The organism is Natronomonas halophila (assembly GCF_013391085.1).
In the GTDB taxonomy this organism is placed as follows: Archaea; Halobacteriota; Halobacteria; order Halobacteriales; family Haloarculaceae; genus Natronomonas; species Natronomonas halophila.
In genome coordinates this window covers 1,041,661-1,058,308 of record NZ_CP058334.1, presented here as the reverse complement: position 1 = coordinate 1,058,308, position 16,648 = coordinate 1,041,661, and the positions used below count along the sequence as shown (strand labels likewise).

At 65.6% G+C, this 16,648-nt stretch carries 16 protein-coding genes; 10 read left to right on the top strand and 6 right to left on the bottom strand.

Annotated elements, in window-relative coordinates:
• Positions 1-138: 138 nt before the first annotated feature.
• On the top strand, positions 139-2,166 hold the full coding sequence (locus HWV23_RS05845) for a DEAD/DEAH box helicase (protein WP_178289488.1): 2,028 nt from the start codon (positions 139-141) through the stop codon (positions 2,164-2,166).
• Positions 2,167-2,821: 655 nt separating this feature from the next.
• Complete coding sequence (hisB, locus tag HWV23_RS05840) at positions 2,822-3,409, top strand: imidazoleglycerol-phosphate dehydratase HisB (RefSeq protein WP_178289487.1); 588 nt, start codon at positions 2,822-2,824, stop codon at positions 3,407-3,409.
• A gap of 6 nt (positions 3,410-3,415) precedes the next feature.
• Here the strand turns inward: hisB and HWV23_RS05835 are convergent, their stop codons facing one another.
• Together HWV23_RS05835 and HWV23_RS05830 are read right to left on the bottom strand one after the other, a co-directional pair.
• Positions 3,416-3,637: a hypothetical protein gene (locus HWV23_RS05835; protein WP_178289486.1), complete on the bottom strand. Its 222-nt coding sequence runs from the start codon at positions 3,635-3,637 to the stop codon at positions 3,416-3,418.
• Positions 3,638-3,725: 88 nt separating this feature from the next.
• A complete protein-coding gene (locus HWV23_RS05830; RefSeq protein WP_178289485.1) occupies positions 3,726-4,880 on the bottom strand; it encodes a thiolase family protein in 1,155 nt (384 codons plus the stop codon).
• A 220-nt stretch (positions 4,881-5,100) separates the two neighbouring features.
• Here HWV23_RS05830 and HWV23_RS05825 point away from each other — a divergent pair, with 220 nt between their 5' ends.
• Positions 5,101-6,420 (top strand): ATP-binding protein, encoded by a 1,320-nt coding sequence (locus HWV23_RS05825; RefSeq protein ID WP_178289484.1) that lies wholly within the window; start codon positions 5,101-5,103, stop codon positions 6,418-6,420.
• A gap of 76 nt (positions 6,421-6,496) precedes the next feature.
• Positions 6,497-7,321 carry an MBL fold metallo-hydrolase gene (locus tag HWV23_RS05820; protein ID WP_178289483.1) on the top strand — a complete coding sequence of 275 codons (825 nt, stop codon included), beginning with the start codon at positions 6,497-6,499 and terminating at the stop codon, positions 7,319-7,321.
• Here the strand turns inward: HWV23_RS05820 and HWV23_RS05815 are convergent.
• The 4 genes from HWV23_RS05815 to HWV23_RS05800 all read right to left on the bottom strand — a co-directional run bounded on the left by HWV23_RS05815 (position 7,311) and on the right by HWV23_RS05800 (position 11,232).
• The gene (locus HWV23_RS05815) at positions 7,311-8,492 is read right to left on the bottom strand and encodes an NHL repeat-containing protein (protein ID WP_178289482.1); all 1,182 of its coding nucleotides are present in this window, start codon (positions 8,490-8,492) and stop codon (positions 7,311-7,313) included. The two genes, HWV23_RS05820 and HWV23_RS05815, sit on opposite strands and share 11 nt — an antisense overlap.
• Before the next feature lie 73 nt (positions 8,493-8,565).
• Positions 8,566-9,534, bottom strand: coding sequence for a DUF5787 family protein (locus tag HWV23_RS05810; protein WP_178289481.1), 969 nt, complete (start codon positions 9,532-9,534; stop codon positions 8,566-8,568).
• Positions 9,535-9,593: 59 nt separating this feature from the next.
• The gene (locus HWV23_RS05805; RefSeq protein WP_178289480.1) at positions 9,594-10,481 is read right to left on the bottom strand and encodes a winged helix-turn-helix domain-containing protein; all 888 of its coding nucleotides are present in this window, start codon (positions 10,479-10,481) and stop codon (positions 9,594-9,596) included.
• A 73-nt stretch (positions 10,482-10,554) separates the two neighbouring features.
• The gene (locus tag HWV23_RS05800) at positions 10,555-11,232 is read right to left on the bottom strand and encodes a haloacid dehalogenase type II (RefSeq protein ID WP_178289479.1); all 678 of its coding nucleotides are present in this window, start codon (positions 11,230-11,232) and stop codon (positions 10,555-10,557) included.
• A gap of 143 nt (positions 11,233-11,375) precedes the next feature.
• Here HWV23_RS05800 and HWV23_RS05795 point away from each other — a divergent pair, with 143 nt between their 5' ends.
• From HWV23_RS05795 to HWV23_RS05770, 6 genes are all read left to right on the top strand, one after another.
• Positions 11,376-12,599: a translation initiation factor IF-2 subunit gamma gene (locus tag HWV23_RS05795; protein WP_178289478.1), complete on the top strand. Its 1,224-nt coding sequence runs from the start codon at positions 11,376-11,378 to the stop codon at positions 12,597-12,599.
• Positions 12,599-12,973 (top strand): PIN domain-containing protein, encoded by a 375-nt coding sequence (locus HWV23_RS05790; protein ID WP_178289477.1) that lies wholly within the window; start codon positions 12,599-12,601, stop codon positions 12,971-12,973. Before HWV23_RS05795 ends, HWV23_RS05790 begins: the two co-directional genes overlap by 1 nt.
• Position 12,974: 1 nt before the next feature.
• Positions 12,975-13,544 (top strand): DNA-directed RNA polymerase, encoded by a 570-nt coding sequence (locus HWV23_RS05785; protein ID WP_178289476.1) that lies wholly within the window; start codon positions 12,975-12,977, stop codon positions 13,542-13,544.
• Entirely contained in the window at positions 13,545-13,742 is a 198-nt protein-coding gene (gene spt4, locus HWV23_RS05780; protein WP_178289475.1) for a transcription elongation factor subunit Spt4, read from the top strand.
• On the top strand, positions 13,743-14,282 hold the full coding sequence (locus tag HWV23_RS05775) for a GTP-dependent dephospho-CoA kinase family protein (RefSeq protein WP_178289474.1): 540 nt from the start codon (positions 13,743-13,745) through the stop codon (positions 14,280-14,282).
• A 104-nt stretch (positions 14,283-14,386) separates the two neighbouring features.
• The gene (locus HWV23_RS05770) at positions 14,387-16,621 is read left to right on the top strand and encodes a CocE/NonD family hydrolase (RefSeq protein ID WP_178289473.1); all 2,235 of its coding nucleotides are present in this window, start codon (positions 14,387-14,389) and stop codon (positions 16,619-16,621) included.
• Positions 16,622-16,648 lie beyond the last annotated feature (27 nt).

Here is a 16,648-nt window from a genome sequence, read left to right as displayed (position 1 = left end):
GTCCCCCTCGCGCCGCGCCTGCGGGGAGGACAGTATGGTAATATTACACACGATCCGTCTTATAAGGCGGGCCTCGCTGTGTCATCCGTCCACACCAATCCCGGACGACTGAAATACCCTGATACACTACAGACGCCCGTGTCACAGCAGGTCGCCGACGTCGATACCCTCTTCCTGCATGAGGGTCGCGACGAGTACACCGTCGTCGTCCGCCGCGATGGCGAGCGACTGCTCCGCGGGCGCCTCGAGATGAAGCAGACGAGCGCCGGCCCGCGACCCGGCCGCTTCCGCGTCAAGGACGGCGACGACGAGGTGCCGCGCCGCCCCGAACAGTTCGTCGAGATGGCCCGCCGTGCTCGCCGTATCCGCATCTCCGAGCAGACCTCCCGCGACGGACGGCGGGAACTCGAAGCGATGCTCGACGGCTACCAACTCGACGCCAAGCAGGTCCGGACCTGCCGGTACTGCGCCGGCAAGGGCCGCTACTCGCCGCTGACCTCCGAGACGGCCATTCAGGCCGACGACGAGCACATCTGCCCGGACTGTGCCCGCCGCGAACTCGAACGTGAGGCCAACTACCGCGGCCTCCGGTCGGGGGCCCGCGACCGCCTCGAAGACCTCCTGCTGGAAGTCGGCGACCTCGAACGCGTCAAGAACCTGCTGTCGGGGCAACTCGACCCCGAACTCACGAAGTTCGACGAAATCAGCGCCACGACGGACGATATCGACCTCGTCTCCACGCGCGATATCGACGTCCACGGCGACCTGAAATCCCAACTCCAGAAGTTCGACGAACTCCTGCCGGTCCAGAGTCTGGCCGTCGAAAACGGCCTGCTGGACGGCGACGACCAACTGGTCGTCTCCGCGACGGCGACCGGGAAGACGCTCGTCGGCGAACTGGCCGGCATTGACCGCGCGCTGAAAGGCGAGGGGAAGATGCTCTTTCTCGTCCCCCTCGTGGCGCTGGCCAACCAGAAACACGAGGACTTCGAGGACGATTACGGCGACCTGCTCGACGTCTCGATTCGGGTCGGGTCCTCGCGCATCCGCGACGACGGCAACCGCTTCGACCCCCACGCCGACGTCATCGTCGGCACCTACGAGGGCATCGACCACGCCCTCCGGACGGGCAAGGACATGGGCGACATCGGCACCGTCGTCATCGACGAAGTCCACAACCTCGGCGAGGAGGGCCGCGGCCACCGCCTCGACGGCCTCATCTCCCGCCTGAAACACTACTGCGAGACGAACCGCTGCGATACGCAGTGGGTCTACCTCTCGGCGACGGTCGGCAACCCCGGCGAACTCGCCAGAAAACTCGGCGCCAAATGCATCGAGTTCGAGGAGCGGCCGGTGCCCATCGAACGCCACGTCACCTTCGCGGACGGCCAGGAGAAACTCGATATCGAGAACAAACTGGTCAAACGCGCTTTCGACTCGAAATCCTCGATGGGCTATCGCGGTCAGACCATCATCTTCACGAACTCGCGGCGGCGCTGCCACGAGATTTCGCGGAAACTGGAATACGATTCCGCGCCGTACCACGCCGGCCTCGATTACGGCCGCCGGAAGAAGGTCGAACGCCAGTTCGGTAATCAGGACCTCGCCGCGGTCGTCACTACTGCCGCGCTCGCTGCGGGTGTCGACTTCCCTGCCTCGCAGGTCGTCTTCGACTCGCTGGCGATGGGCATCGAGTGGCTCAACGTTCAGGAGTTCGAGCAGATGCTCGGGCGTGCGGGCCGGCCGGACTACCACGACCAGGGGACGATGTACATGCTGGTCGAACCGGATACCACCTACCACAACTCGATGGAAATGAGCGAGGACGAGGTTGCCTTCAAACTCCTCAAGGGCGAGATGGAGCCGGTCATCACCCGTTACGACGAGACCTCGGCCATCGAGGAGACGCTGGCCAACATCACCGTCGCTGGGAAGGGTGCCAAGCGCCTCAACGACCGGATGGTCGGCGAGGTGCCGACGAAACACGCCGTCGGGAAACTGCTCGAATACGACTTCATCGACGGCTTCACCCCGACACCCATCGGTCGGGCCGTCACCGAGCACTTCCTCGAACCCGACGAGGCCTTCGCGATGCTCGACGCGATTCGGAAGGGGAAGGACCCCTACGAACTCGTTGCCGAGATTGAGTTGCGGGACGAGCACTAGGATTGAATGGGTATCTCCGCGTTTCTTTCTACCTCGAGCGTGGCGACTCGCTGACCACGATGATGTAGAAAGCCCTCGGCGCGGAGGCGGTCGCTACTCAGGATATCCTCGCTCGCTCCGCTCGCTCGGATAGGGCCTGAGTAGCGACTAAACTGAACGCCTCCGCACCTCGCCCTTTCAGTCCACCAGGAGAGCAAGCTCTCCTGAGCCCTCGTTCGCTCCCTTCGGTCGCTCACGAGGACACCAGGAACTGCACAGCCCTGCCCTTCCCCGGGTCGCGCGACGGCCCAAGGGGCCGCACGCGCTCCCGGCCGATTGATTATTTAAATGGCGCGCGCTGGCCGACCTCGCGAGCGACAGCGAGCGGGGGTCCGGCCAGCCAGCGCGCGAGGGACGACTGACCGAACGGAGTGAGGGAAGGAGTCGGCTGGGGAGGCGTGTGGTGCGGTTCCTTGGCGGAATCGAAGGGCGAAGCCGGGTGGCGTTCAGTTTAGTCGCTAAGCGGGCCCTATCCGAGCGGAGCGAGGATATCCCGCTTAGCGACCGCCAGCCGGCTGAGGGCTTCGGAGGTGTTGTGGTTCGGACGGATGCCACCCTCAAAAACAAGGCCTCCTAGCGCCGCAATCACCTTAAACGAGCGCGCAAATACACAGCCATGACCGACCGGACGGCGGCCGTGACCCGCGAGACGGCCGAGACGGATATCGAGGTGACTCTCGATTTGGACGGCGACGGCGACAGCACCGTCGACACCGGAATCGGCTTTTTCGACCACATGCTCGAAGCCCTCGCCAAGCACGGCCTCTTCGACCTCACGGTCCGCTGTGACGGCGATTTGGATATCGACGACCACCACACCGTCGAGGACGTCGGTATCACCTTGGGCGAGGCCTTCGAGGAGTCACTCGGCGACAAGCGGGGCATCGTCCGCTATGCCGACCGAAAGGTGCCGCTGGACGAGGCCGTCGCCGAGGTCGTCGTCGACGTTTCGGGGCGGCCGCGCTTCTACTTCGACGGCGAGTTCAGCCAGCCCTCGATTGGCGATTTCACCAGCGACATGGCCCGACACTTCGCCGAATCGCTGGCGCTGAACGCCGGTCTGACGCTGCACGCCTCGATAGAGGGCGAGAACGCCCACCACGAGGTCGAGGCGCTATTCAAAGGGCTGGCCCGGACGCTGGACGACGCGACGCGGGTCGACGAGCGGCGCAGCGACACGCCGAGCACGAAAGGCGAACTGTAACGCCGATTACCGCACTTCTTCTCGACTGTCGATGCCTCGATAGACCGCCATCGCGGTGAAATAGACGCCGACGAAGAGCAGAAACCCGACCGAGAACATGGCGACCGTCCCGACCGAGAGGTCGACGGCCGTCCGAGTGACCAGCACGGTCATCGCGACGGCGAAGACGACGAGGGCGAAAAGCCCCGAGACGACGTAGACGCCGAGGTCGCTCTCCAGTGGGTTCATCGGGTAGACGGACGGTCCAGTCGGGCAAAACGCTGGCGCCGTGGCTGTGGGATGTAGCGACGCGAAAGAAATGCGGGAGTTGGCCGTGTTATCGCGAGAAGATCTCGATGGCGGCGCCCTGACCGAAGCCGACACACTCGGTCGCGATGCCGCGCTCGGCGTCGTCGCGCTTCTGCATCTCGTGGATGAGCGTCACGGGGAGGCGCGCGCCGGTGGCACCGAGGGGGTGGCCGATGGCGATTGCGCCGCCGTTGACGTTGTAGCTGTCGTTGTCGAAGCCGAGCTGGTCACGACAGTAGACACACTGGGAGGCGAAGGCCTCGTTGAGTTCGACGAGGTCGTAGTCGTCGGCCGTCGTGCCGGAGCGCTCGAAGAGGTTCTCACAGGCCGGGATGGGACCGATGCCCATCACTTCGGGTTCGACGCCGGCGATGGCGTTGTTACCGAGTTCGGCGAGGATTTCGAAGCCCTGCTCCTCGGCGTATTCCTCGGAGGTGATGAGCAGCGCGGCGGCGCCGTCGGTCGTCTGGGAGGCGTTTCCGGGCGTGACCGTCCCATCGGATTTGAAGACCGTCGGCAGTTCGGCGAGTTTCTCGGCGGTCGTACCGGGGCGGAGGCCTTCGTCCTTCTCGACGACGATTTCGTTGCCCTCGTCGTCGTGGCCCTCGATGGGGACGATTTCGTCGTCGAAGCGGCCTTCCTCGGTGGCTGCGACGGCGCGCTGCTGGGACTGGGCGGCGTACTCGTCTTGGGTCTCACGGGAGACGTCGTAGCGTTCGGCGACCTCCTCGGCGGTGATACCCATCTGGAGGGCGGCGATGTTGTGGTAGTCGTTGAGGCCGGGGTGGACCTCGTTGTTCTGACCCATCTTCACGCGGGACATCGACTCGACGCCGCCGGCGATGATGCAGTCACGCTGGCCGGCGCGGATGGCGTCGGCGGCGGAGATGACTGCCTCTGCGGAGGAGGCACACCAGCGGTTGATGGTCGTCGCGGGGGTGTCCTCGCCGAGGTCGCTCATCAGCGCGATGACGCGGGCCATGTTGTTGCCCTGCTCGCTGCGCTGCTGGGCACAACCCCACTTCAGGTCGTCGACGTCCTCGCCGGTGAGGTCGGTCTCTTCGAGGATCCGGTCGATGAGCGGAATCGACAGGTCTTCCGGCCGGACGTCCGCGAAGACGCCGTCCTCCTTCCCGAACGGGGTCCGGTACGCTTTTACTACAACGGGCGTGTTGTCACTCATACACTCTGTCATTATTGTCCACCTACGTTAAACCTGCTACTCGGGCGGGTTTTACTTGTTAGGCTAAATCCTGTATTTGTCTTATATTGTAAGCCGGTTACGGGAGGGTGTTTATATAACGCGCCGGACAGGAACTGGGTTCGCGACTCGCTCGTCGGGGGCGCCTGAAATATGGACGATTCGACGGCCTTATACCGCACGCGCGGTAATTTCTTGGAGAATGAGCAGCCCCGAGCTCGACGTCGTTGAGTTTCTGCTGACTGCGTCCCTCTATACGGAAAACCGGGACCTGGACGAACGGGACCTTCCCCCGCGCTACCGCCGCGTCTTCTGGGAGGACGGCGAAGTCGAACGCCCCCTGACCACCACCACGAACACGGCCGCCGCCGCGACGGGCGTCGAACGCCCGTGGGAGGCCGTCTCCGGTCTGATGTTCACCGACCGCGACGACTTCTCCGGCAAAATCGACTTCACCGACCGCGATATGGCCGAATCGTGGCTTCTGGAGCGCATCAGCGACGAGCGCCTCGCCAACAACCCCACGCTCGTCTACGCCTTCGAGGACCGACTCGACGACATCACCTACGAACAAGCCCGCGAACAGAACCGCCCCATCCACGCCGACCGGGTCTGGATTGACTCCCTACTCGAGGAGATGTTCGACGAGGACGAAGAGGAGATGCTCGACCTCGTCGACATCCGCGCGCCCGAGGAAATCGAGATGACCCTCGAGGACCTCGTCTTGACCGAGGACCAGGAACAGGAGATTCACAAGGTCGTCAAGGCCATCGAACACCGCGATTACCTCGCGGAAATCGGCCTTAGAGAAATCGGGAAACTCCTCTTCGTCGGCCCGCCGGGCACCGGGAAGACGTCGGTCGCCCGCGCGCTCGCACAGGACCTCGACCTGCCGTTCGTCGAGGTCAAACTCTCGATGATTACGAGCCAGTACCTCGGCGAGACGGCCAAGAACGTCGACAAGACCTTCGAGGTCGCCAAACGGCTCTCGCCGTGTATCCTCTTCATGGACGAGTTCGACTTCGTCGCGAAGACGCGGTCGTCGGACGAACACGCCGCCATCAAACGCGCTGTGAACACCCTCCTGAAGAGCATCGACGAGATTTCGCTGATTCAGGACGACGTACTCCTCATCGGGGCGACGAACCACCCCGACCAACTGGACGCCGCCGCGTGGCGCCGCTTCGACGAGATCGTCAACTTCCCCAAGCCGGACCGCGACATGCGCTCGGACATCCTTCGCATCGTCACCCGACGGATGGACGTCGACGATTTCGACCCCGACGAACTCGCCGACGCGACGGAGGGCCTGACCGGCAGCGACCTCCGACTCGTCCTTCGGGAGGCCGTCCTCGACGCGCTGACCGAGAACCGGACGACGCTCACCCAGCAGGACATGCTGGAAGCTATCGAGGACTTCGAAGAGCGGGACAACCTCAAGAACATGGACATGATCGAGGGCGACGCCGACGCGCTGGTCGCCGGCGGTACCGACGGTCACGACCACGACCACGACGACTGACGGCGCCCTCGCTTTCCTCGCGCTTTCGTCACCGGAACCGCGGCCTTTAGGCGTCCGTCTCCCCTCCCATCCGACGATGGAGGTCACGCTGCTGGGCACCGGCGACACGACGGGCACACCGACGCCGAACTGCGACTGTGACACCTGCACCGAGGCCCGCGAGCGCGGCGTCGAGCGCTCGCGCTTTTCGGTCCACGTCCGCAACGAACGCACCGGCGAGTGCCTGCTGGTCGACGCCAGCCCCGACTTCCGCCAGCAGTTCCTCGATGCCGACGTCGCGCTTCCCGATGCGATTCTGATCTCCCATATTCACTTCGACCACCTCGACGGCCTCGGCAACGTCTATCGGCTCATCGACGACGTACCCGTCTACGCTGCCGACGAAACCGACCCGGTGACCGACGAGAGCGTCGCCGGGACGGTCGCCCGGAAATACGACTACCTCGACGCCATCGACGTCCAACCCTGTTCGCCGTACGAATCCTTCGAAGCCTGCGGGTTCGAGGTAACGCTCGTGCCGGTCGAACACCCGCCGCTGGTCTGCTACGGCCTCGCCATCGAGGACCCCGACACCGGCGCGAAACTCTCGCTTTCGGGCGATACCAACTACGGCATCGACGAGCGTGCTCGTGACATCCTCCGGAATCCGGACCTGCTTTTGGCCGACGGTATCGTGCCCGCCGACTACTGCGAGTACCACCCCTACGGCGGCGACCACGCCGACGGGGACGGGGTCTACCGCACCTTCGGTACCAAGCATATGACCATCGAAGGCGCGCGACGGCTAGCCGCGGACCTCGATGCCGAAACCCACCGTCTCGTCCACCTTTCCCACTACATCCCGGCCGAGGATGCCTTCGACGAGGACATGGCCGTCGACGGCGAGACGTTCACGCTGTAGCCCGGCGGCGGGCCACCAGCGCGCCGACGAGCACGAGCGACCCGATTAGTGCGCCGAGAGCGACGCGGTCGGTGCCGTCCTCGACCAGCGTCGTCGCCCGCTCGGTCCGGTTCGGTGCCAGCGCGAGTAACCCGTCCTCGCAGGCGGCCAGTTCGTCGTAACTCGCGTTGGCGGCGGTGACTCCGTAGGTCCCGGTCACGTTTTCGGCGGTCACGCTCTGCCGTTTTCCGTCGACGGTCCGGGTCGCGTCGGCGGGTTCCCACGGCGCAAACGCCGTCCAGACGACGCGCCCGCGCGGCCCGATTTCGAGCACGCGGTGGTTCCGCCGGTCCGAAACCAGCGTCGTCCCGCGGGGCAGGCGTTCGGCGCTTCGGGGGCGGTCGAGTCCCGTCAGGGCCCAGACGACCTCGCCGTCGGGGGTCATCTCCACGACACGGTCGGCGCCCATCTCGGCAAACAGGACCCTTCCGCCGAGATGCTGCGGACTGTACGGTTCCTGTAGGCCGTCGACCTGCCAGCGGACGCCGGCGTCGCCCACGGCCAGCACCGACCCGTTGTTCTCTCCAGCAACGGTAACGAGATACCCGTTCGAAAGCGACGCGACGCCGGTAATCGTCCGGTTGTCGCGTGACGCGGCCGGCACGGGCCACTCACGGACGATACGGTCCGTCTCCCGGTCGTACCGGACCAGTCGGTCCCGGTCGGCGACGAGCAGGCCCTCCGGTTCGAGCAGTGCGTCTCGAACATCGATACTGGCTCTCGGTCCGTCGCCGATGCCGAACCGGAGCGCCCAGACCGGTCGCCGCTCGTCGTCCAGCAGTTCGACGACGGTGTGGCTTCCCTCCTGTGTGACCAGCAACGTCCCGTTTGGGGTGTCAGCAACGCTTCGCCCGACGAAGCGGCCTCGCTCGTCGAGGTCGTGGCTCCAGACCGGCCGCGCCGTGGGGCCGTACGCCGCCAGCATCGCCGGCCGTTTCTCGTAACGGTTGCCGACGACCTGCAGTCCCTGCGTGGTGACGAGCGTCTCGGCGTTCGCGGGCCGGTCGACGGGACCGACACAGGTAGCGGTATCAGCGGTTTCGGTGGCCGCAGTGGCCCCCGTGGCGGCGGTGACACAGAGCGCTATGACGAAAACGAGGGCCGTCAGCGAGGCGAGGCCGGCACGGTTCACGGTCGATACGCGAGTGCCGGCGTCAAGAGGTTTACCCGCGGCACGGTGCCGGTCGTGCGGGTCGAAGGGACGATTACTCTTCGCCGAAGCGGTCGAGACCGACCTGCCGGCGCTCCCGCCCCTCCGGGTCGGGATTCCACGGTGAATGCCGGGCGCGTGCGGCCTCAACATCGGCTTCGGGCGGGTCGGCGGCCGCGTATCCGTCGCAGTCCGCGCCGCACTCCCTGGCAGGGTCGACAAAGCGGCCCTTCCAGCCACAGTAGGGCAGTGCGTCGTCGGGGCGGAACTCGGGGCCGCGCGCTTCCGCTTTCTCGCAGGCCGGCAGCGCGTCGGGTCGCCAGCCCTTCCCGTAGGCGCGTTCGGCGATGCGGCGGCGGTAGCGGGCCTTCTCGTCGGCGGTGACTGGTTCGATGTCGACCTTGGTGGGGGTCTCGTCGAGGACGGCGATACCGGGCCCGGAGGACGCGAGCGGGGTCGCCTCGCGAATCACCTCGAAGCGGCCCTCATCGGGGGAGAAGCGCCAGACACCGACTGATTCTGGGATGCGGTTCAGGTGTGCGCCGGTGACGTAGGATTCGGTGACCAGTACGACCTCGTCGAAGAGGCCCAGCGAGACGTCCTTTCGCAACTGCAACTGCAGGTCGCCGGGACGACCGAGGTCGGGTTTGTTCTCGAAGGCGCGGAGGCCGTCGAACCACTCCGGATAGCGAGCCGTCTGGCGGACGTAGCGACGGCCGTTGCGACGCTCATCGGTGAAAAAGCCGATATCGACTGCGCGGTCGACGGCGCTTTCGGCGCGGTCGGGCGCGGCGTCGACGGCGTCCTTCCAGTAGCGGGCGCGGCCGACGCCGACCTCGCTTTCGATGGCGAGGTCGGGAATCGCCTCGGCGGTAACCTCGGTCCGGGCCGAAAAGTCGGGGCCTGGGAGGACTTCGACCGCGTCGACGATGCGGGTGTGACTGCCGAGTTGGCGGGCGACGAGGCCGTCGCTGTCGGCCTCGACGGCGGCACACATCGCCAACTCGAAGGCGTACTCCCGCACGTCCGCAGCAACGGGCGGCAGGAGGAAAAACAGCGCGCTCCCGGCGATGGAAATCCTGCCTACAGGGGTTCCCGTCTCGCCTCTTCGACCACGAGGTTCTCGTCGAGGTCGACGACGAGGCGTTCGTCGTCGAGTTCGATGTGAACCCGGAACTCCCAGGGATCCTCCGAGATGATTTCGGTGTGGTCGTCGGAGACACACCACTCTAGCGTCCAGAACGCCGCGGCGTTGAGGTCGATGCCGTGGTCCCGGTAGAAGGAGACGACTTCGGCGTCGTCGAGGAGGGCGATAGTGACCGAGGTGGGGTTGGTCTGCCCGCAGCGCTGGCATTCGTGTTCGATGTGGACGTCGTAATCGACGAACTCGCCGGTGCGGGTGATGGTCATCTCGGTGCGGCCGTTGCAGGCCGGACAGACGCCGTCGGAGATGAGACACATCAGGTGGCGAACGCGCTGATTGAACGCGTCCATCACCTCGGTTTTGGTCCGGTCTTCGAGGCCGCCGGGCGGGAACTCGCCGTCGGCGTGGAGTCGGCCGCAGTCCGCACACTCCACACGGAGGGTTTCGTCCTGATAGTGCGCGACCAGCGTGGCCCCACAATCGACACATTCGCCGTCGACTTCGACGGGGCCGAACTCGGGGTCCTGATTGAGGCTACCCGAGAGGACGGCCTGGATGACGGCACGGCCGGCGCCGCGGAAGTCGTAGCCACACTCCGTCTTCTTGACGAACTGGCCGGTCAGTTTCTGGAGGTGGTAGTTGAACTGCGCGCTGTCGCGGGTGCCGACCCGGCGGCGGAGGTCGGAAAATGACACGGGACGTTCGGGCGATTCCCAGAGGGCTTCGAGGATGGCGAGGCGCGTCTCGTTGCCGATGACCGCGAAGGCTTCGGCGGGCTGGAGACACTCCTCGCAGGCGAACGCGCCCGCGCTTTCTGCGTCGCTCATATTCGCTCCATGTACCGCTACCGGCTAATAACTTGCCTCAACGACGCTTTTGTAATATTGCTGTCAACATCCGTTATCCGTCGATATCGAGCGTCCCGTCCAGCGCGCGGATATCGTCGATGATGGCGTCGGGATTACCGGCGAAATCGTCCCACGGAACCTTCCCGCGGTCCAGCCAGACGCCGGTCATCCCCGCGTGTTTGGCGCCGAGGACGTCGTAGAAGAGCGCGCTGACGTGGGCGATGCGGTCGATGGGCGTGCCCGTTCGGGCCGCGGCATGCCGGTAGAGTTCGGCGTTCGGCTTGAACGTCGCCACCTCGTCGGCGCTGATTGTATCGGCGATGTAGTCGCCGATGCCCGCGTGGTCGACCATCGACGAGAGCATGTCGGGGTTGCCGTTCGAGACGACGTAGGTGTCGACGCCGGCATCGTGGAGGCGCTGGAGGCCCTCCCGGACGTCGTCGAAGACGGCGAGTTCGTGGTAGGTTTCGAGGATAGCCTCCCGCTCTGCTTCGGGGAGGTCGACGCCGTGGGCGGCAAGTGCGTGTTCCAGCGCCGCGCGGTTCAGCGCGTAGAAGGTGTCGTAGGCGTCGACCTCGTTCGTCACCATCGTATACATGAGCGACCGCGAGCGCCAGTGGTTCGAGACGGGTTCGGGGTCGGAAACGGCGTCGGCAAGCGCCGATTCGACGGCCTCGACGTCGACGAGAGTGCTGTACGAATCGAAGGTGACGGTCTCGATGCGGGCCATGACTTTAGTTGGCACACAATGGGGGTGATTGTTTTGGAAGCGGCGAGTCGGCGTCGCGAATCGGTCTCGGTTTCGCCCAAATCGCCGCCGAAGGTATAGTAAGCGTTATCAGGCGCACGGGCGGAGATTCACGTCATTACTAAATGACGCAAGAACACCGACAACCGGAGGTGAACATCGGACTGGTTGGGCACGTCGACCACGGCAAGACGACCCTCGTCCAGGCGCTTTCGGGCGAGTGGACCGACCAGCACTCCGAGGAGATGAAACGCGGCATCTCCATTCGCCTCGGATACGCCGACGCGACGTTCCGGGAGTGTCCGGACCTTGAGGAACCGGACCGCTACACCGTCGACGAGACGTGCGCGGACGGCTCGGAGAGCGAGCATCTCCGAACGGTGTCGTTCGTCGACGCGCCGGGCCACGAGACGCTCATGGCGACGATGCTCTCGGGGGCGTCCATCATGGACGGCGCCGTGCTCGTCATCGCCGCCAACGAGCCGGTCCCCCGTGCCCAGACCGAAGAACACCTGATGGCGCTGGACATCATCGGCATCGACAACATCGTCATCGCCCAGAACAAGATCGACCTCGTCGACCGCGAGCAGGCCGTCGACAACTACGAACAGATACAGGAGTTCGTCGAGGGCACGGTCGCCGAGGACGCGCCCATCGTCCCCACCTCCGCCCAGCAGGAGGTCAACATGGACCTCCTCATCCAGACCATCGAGGAGGAGATTCCGACGCCGGACCGCGACCCCGATGCCGACGCGCGCCTGCAGGTCGCGCGGTCGTTCGACATCAACCGCCCCGGCACGACGTTCGAGGACCTCACCGGCGGCGTTCTGGGTGGCTCGCTCACGCAGGGCCGCCTCGAAAACGACGACGAAATCGAGATTAAGCCCGGCCGCGAGGTCGAGGAAGGCGGCAAGTCCGAGTACCGCCCCGTCGAGACATCCATCCGGTCGCTACAGGCCGGCGGCGAGTTCGTCGACGAGGTGACGCCGGGCGGTCTGCTCGGCGTCGGGACCGGCCTCGACCCCTCGCTGACGAAGGGCGACGCCTTAGCCGGACAGGTCGCGGGCCCGCCGGGCACGCTCCCGCCGACCCACGACGACTTCACGATGGACGTCGAACTGCTGGACCGCATCGTCGGCGAGGAGGACGTCGAACCCATCAGCACGGGCGAACCGCTCATGCTCACCGTCGGGACGGCGACGACCGTCGGGTCGGTCACGAGTGCCCGCGAGGGCGAGTGTGAGGTCAAACTCAAACGCCCCGTCTGTGCACAGGAGGGCGCCAAGATAGCCATCAACCGCCGCGTCGGCGCGCGCTGGCGGCTCATCGGCGTCGGTACGCTTCGGTGATGCGCGTGGTGCTCGATACGAACGCACTGATGATGCCGGTCGAAGTCGGGGTGCGGACCTTCGAGGAACTCGACCGCCTGCTCGGCGACTACGAAGCGGTGGTCCCCGAGGCGGTCCTCGAGGAACTCGAGGAACTGGCCGGCGACCACGGCGAGGAGGCGACGGCGGCAAGCGTCGGCGCGGACCTCGCCCGCCGGGAGTGCGAACCACTCGAGCACGACGCAGAATATGCGGACGACGCGGTGTTGGAACTCGGCCAGGCGGCCGACTACGTGGTGACGAACGACAAGCCGCTCCAAAAGCGGCTTTTAGAGGCGAACGTTCCCGTAATTAGTTTACGCGGGAGCAACAAACTGGATATCAACGAACCATAGCATGTACAAACGGGTACGACTCAAGGATACGGTTGAGGTGCCGCCGAAGCACCTCGCGGATGTGTCGCCCGAGCTCGTCAAGCGGCTGCTGCAGGACAAGCTCGAAGGACAGATGGACGAAAACGTCGGGAGCGTGGTCTCCATCTCGGAGGTCCACGACATCGGACAGGGTGCGGTCCTGCCGAACCGACCGGGCGTCTACTACGAGGCGGAGTTCGACGCCGTCACGTTCGACCCCCAGATGCAGGAAGTCGTCGATGGCGAGGTCGTCGAGGTCGTCAACTTCGGCGCCTTCGTCGGCATCGGCCCCGTCGACGGCCTGCTCCACGTCTCCCAGATTTCGGACGAGTATCTGGCCTATGACGAGGAGAACCAGCAACTGGCCTCGCGGGACTCCAACCGCGTGCTTTCGGTGGGCGACTCGGTGCGCGCACGCATCGTCACCAAGAGCATCGACGAGCGGAACCCCCGCGATACGAAGATCGGCCTGACGGCCAAACAGCCCGGCCTCGGCAAGCACGGCTGGCTCGAAGAGGAACGGCAGCGCCGCGAGGCGCAGGCGGGTGATTAGATGGCCGATCGACTGGTGTGTCGTGACTGCCATCGCGTCCTCGAAGTCGAGGAAGGCGAGCAATGTACGGCCTGCGGGTCGAACTCGCTGACCGAGGACTGGGCGGGCTACGTCGTCATCGCCCACCCCGAACAGAGCCAGATTGCGGCGGAGATGGAAGTCACCGAACCCGGCCGCTACGCGCTGAAGGTCAGATAGATGGCCGAGGTGGTCGCCGAACTCCCCGAGGCGCTCCGGCACGAACTCAAAGACCCGATGGGCCCCGTCTACACGGACGCCGAGGTCCTGCTGGGGGACGCGACCGAACCTATCATCGCCGTCGGCGACATCGTCACCTACCACCTGCTGACGGCGGGCTATCAGCCCGACGTGGCGCTTGTCGACGGCAAGACGAAACGCGAGGAGGTCGAACGCGAGGTCGTCGAAGCAATCGACGGGTTCGACCACAAAATCGAGGTCGAGAACCCGCCGGGGACGCTGACCGACGACCTGCTGGAGGCGCTGGTCGACGCCATCGAACGGCCCGGCACCGTCGTCATCACCGTCGTCGGCGAGGAGGACCTCGCGGCGCTGCCCGCAATCGTTACCGCGCCGGATGGCGCCTCGGTCGTCTACGGCCAACCCGACGAGGGGATGGTGCTGGCCATCGTCGAGGAGGGTCTCCGCATCGACTGCCGCAATCTGTTGGAGAAGATGGACGGCGACTATACTCGCGTCGCCTCGATTCTCGCACCTTGATTTCCTACTTGTAATACCGGCGCTACCCGGCTTACGTCGGGCGATTATAACCTGTTAGTATCACTAGGGTTTTTGCATACCGGTCGCCCGTGTGGTGCTGTACCATGACGGACAACGAGGGGCACGACACAGGACTTTCGCGACGAACGCTACTGCGGTCGGCGGCGGCCGGCACGGCAGGGGTATCGCTCGTCGGCAACGCGAGCGCGGACGAACTCGTTCCGGACGAACCCGCACCGGGTCCGAACGTCACGTTCTTCGGCTACGACTGTGACCCGAGCCGGACCGAACACTACACCGAGGTTTCCCGGGAACCGACCCACGACTTCGGCGAGGAGCAGACGGTCGAACTCGAAAGCGGCCGCGACGGCGAGAAGATACAAATCGGCGTCCTCTGGCCGGACCTCGACGAGGGCGAGACGGCGCCCGTCATCCTGCGGGCGACGCCGTATATCAGTGACCTGCGCGGCTTTTCGGTCCGGGACTGTATCCGCACCCGCCGGCTGGCCGAGAACTACGTCCAGCAGGGGTATGCGGTCGCCGCCGTCGCGGTTCGCGGCACCGGCGGTTCCGGCGGCTGTATGGAACTGATGGGGCCGAACGAGCAGGCCGACGTCAATCAGGCGGTGACGTGGCTCGGCGAACACGAGAACTCCAACGAGAACGTCGCCATCATCGGCCGGTCCTACGACGGGACGACGCCGTGGATGGCCGCGCGGGCGGGCAACCCCTATCTGGCGACTATCGTCCCCTTCTCGGGCGTGCCGGATATCCACGACCTGATGTACAAGCGTGGCGCGCCGGAGCAACGCGGCTATGGCGTTCTGCCGGGGCTTTACTACGCCATCTCGCTGGCGGAGCATTCGCCGGCCTCCGGGACGGGGCTTTCGACCTACCTTTCGCGGGCCCAATGTCCCGACAACTACACGCAGGGGGCGCTGTGGTCGGTGTATGCGGGTGCGACCGGCGAGTACGACCCCAGCGGTTACTGGACCGAGCGCGTCCTCAAGCCGGGTGTCGCGCGCAACTACGAGGGAAGCATCCTGCTCGTTCACGGCCTGCAGGACTGGAACGTCGACCCCTCGCAGGTGTACCCGTGGGTCGATGCCCTGGAGGAAGCCGGCATCAAGACCCACATCTACTTCGGGCAGTTCAGCCACCGCTATCCCGACGACGGCCGGATGAAGGACAGTAGCGACCCCGTCGTGTCGGCGTCCTACAACCCCGACTGGGCCGACTACCTCCTGCAGTGGTTCGAAAGCGAACTGAAAGGACGCAACGAGAACGCGCTGGGGGACGCGATTCCGGACGACCCGGACGGCGACCTCTCGCGGGCCTTCGAGGCACGGGTCCACGCGCAGAACTCGGCGGGCGAGTGGTACAGCGCCGACGAGTGGCCGCCAAAGGAGGCTGACCCGAAGACGCTGTATCTCGGCACGAACGGCGACCTGCGCACCAGCGCCGATTCGTCGACGGGCAGTCAGGTCGTCTACGTCGACGAGACCCGCGAGTACGACCCGACGCAGCCGTCGAACCCCGAACCGGGCTGTCGGTCCTGTGCCTCCTTCGTCTCCGAGGCGGTCGACGAACGGCTCCGTATTGCCGGCGTGCCCGAGGTAAACGTCACGGCGACGCCGACGGGACCGGCGCCGCATCTGACGGCCTATCTGTACGCCGTCGACGAGAACGACAACGCCCAGCGGCTCGGCTGGGGACAGGTCGACCTCCGGTACGCACAGGCGGCCCCCGAGGCTGGTACCGTGGTTCCCGGCGAAGCCATCGACGTGAACATTCCTATCGAGCCGCTGGATGCCGTCGTCGAGGCGGGCCAGCGACTGGCACTCGTTCTCCATCAGGGCTTCGTCAGCGGCCGGACCTACTCACCGACGCCGACGCCCGTTCAGGTGGAGACGGGCGGGGAGAACACCCTCGTCGTGAACGCGTGGGGCGGCGGCTTCGCGGCGGCGCCGCAGGCGCTTTCCGGCACCCGGACTGTGGACTCGACGGCCTACACCGCCGGTCAACTGAGCCGACAGACCGTCTCCGTCGAGGCGCCATCGCCAGGCAAGGTCCGGGACGTCGTCCCGGCTTCGTGGAACGTGCTCGTCGACGCCTGCGAGGACGTCCAGCGCGTCGAAACGGACGGCAGCGTCCAGTACGTCTACTTCACCGGCGGCGCCACAGACGAGGCGACTTACGACTATCTGCTGGAGGCGCCGACGGAGCCGACCGGGACGGGCTATTACACGTTCGGGCCGGCCCAGCGCAAGCAGGGCGATTCGTGGGCGGACATCTCCGGGACCACCGGCGAGGCGTTCGTCGTCGGCGTCGATACGTAAGGCGGCGACCGATTCGGCCCGTCCCAG

Coding starts and splice junctions, on each gene's coding strand:
- hisB (WP_178289487.1), top strand. CDS start 2,822: ATGACCGACCGGACGGCGGCCGTGACCCGCGAGACGGCCGAGACGGAT.
- HWV23_RS05835 (WP_178289486.1), bottom strand. CDS start 3,637: ATGAACCCACTGGAGAGCGACCTCGGCGTCTACGTCGTCTCGGGGCTT.
- HWV23_RS05830 (WP_178289485.1), bottom strand. CDS start 4,880: ATGAGTGACAACACGCCCGTTGTAGTAAAAGCGTACCGGACCCCGTTC.
- HWV23_RS05825 (WP_178289484.1), top strand. CDS start 5,101: ATGAGCAGCCCCGAGCTCGACGTCGTTGAGTTTCTGCTGACTGCGTCC.
- HWV23_RS05820 (WP_178289483.1), top strand. CDS start 6,497: ATGGAGGTCACGCTGCTGGGCACCGGCGACACGACGGGCACACCGACG.
- HWV23_RS05805 (WP_178289480.1), bottom strand. CDS start 10,481: ATGAGCGACGCAGAAAGCGCGGGCGCGTTCGCCTGCGAGGAGTGTCTC.
- HWV23_RS05800 (WP_178289479.1), bottom strand. CDS start 11,232: ATGGCCCGCATCGAGACCGTCACCTTCGATTCGTACAGCACTCTCGTC.
- HWV23_RS05795 (WP_178289478.1), top strand. CDS start 11,376: ATGACGCAAGAACACCGACAACCGGAGGTGAACATCGGACTGGTTGGG.
- HWV23_RS05790 (WP_178289477.1), top strand. CDS start 12,599: ATGCGCGTGGTGCTCGATACGAACGCACTGATGATGCCGGTCGAAGTC.
- HWV23_RS05785 (WP_178289476.1), top strand. CDS start 12,975: ATGTACAAACGGGTACGACTCAAGGATACGGTTGAGGTGCCGCCGAAG.
- spt4 (WP_178289475.1), top strand. CDS start 13,545: ATGGCCGATCGACTGGTGTGTCGTGACTGCCATCGCGTCCTCGAAGTC.
- HWV23_RS05775 (WP_178289474.1), top strand. CDS start 13,743: ATGGCCGAGGTGGTCGCCGAACTCCCCGAGGCGCTCCGGCACGAACTC.
- HWV23_RS05770 (WP_178289473.1), top strand. CDS start 14,387: ATGACGGACAACGAGGGGCACGACACAGGACTTTCGCGACGAACGCTA.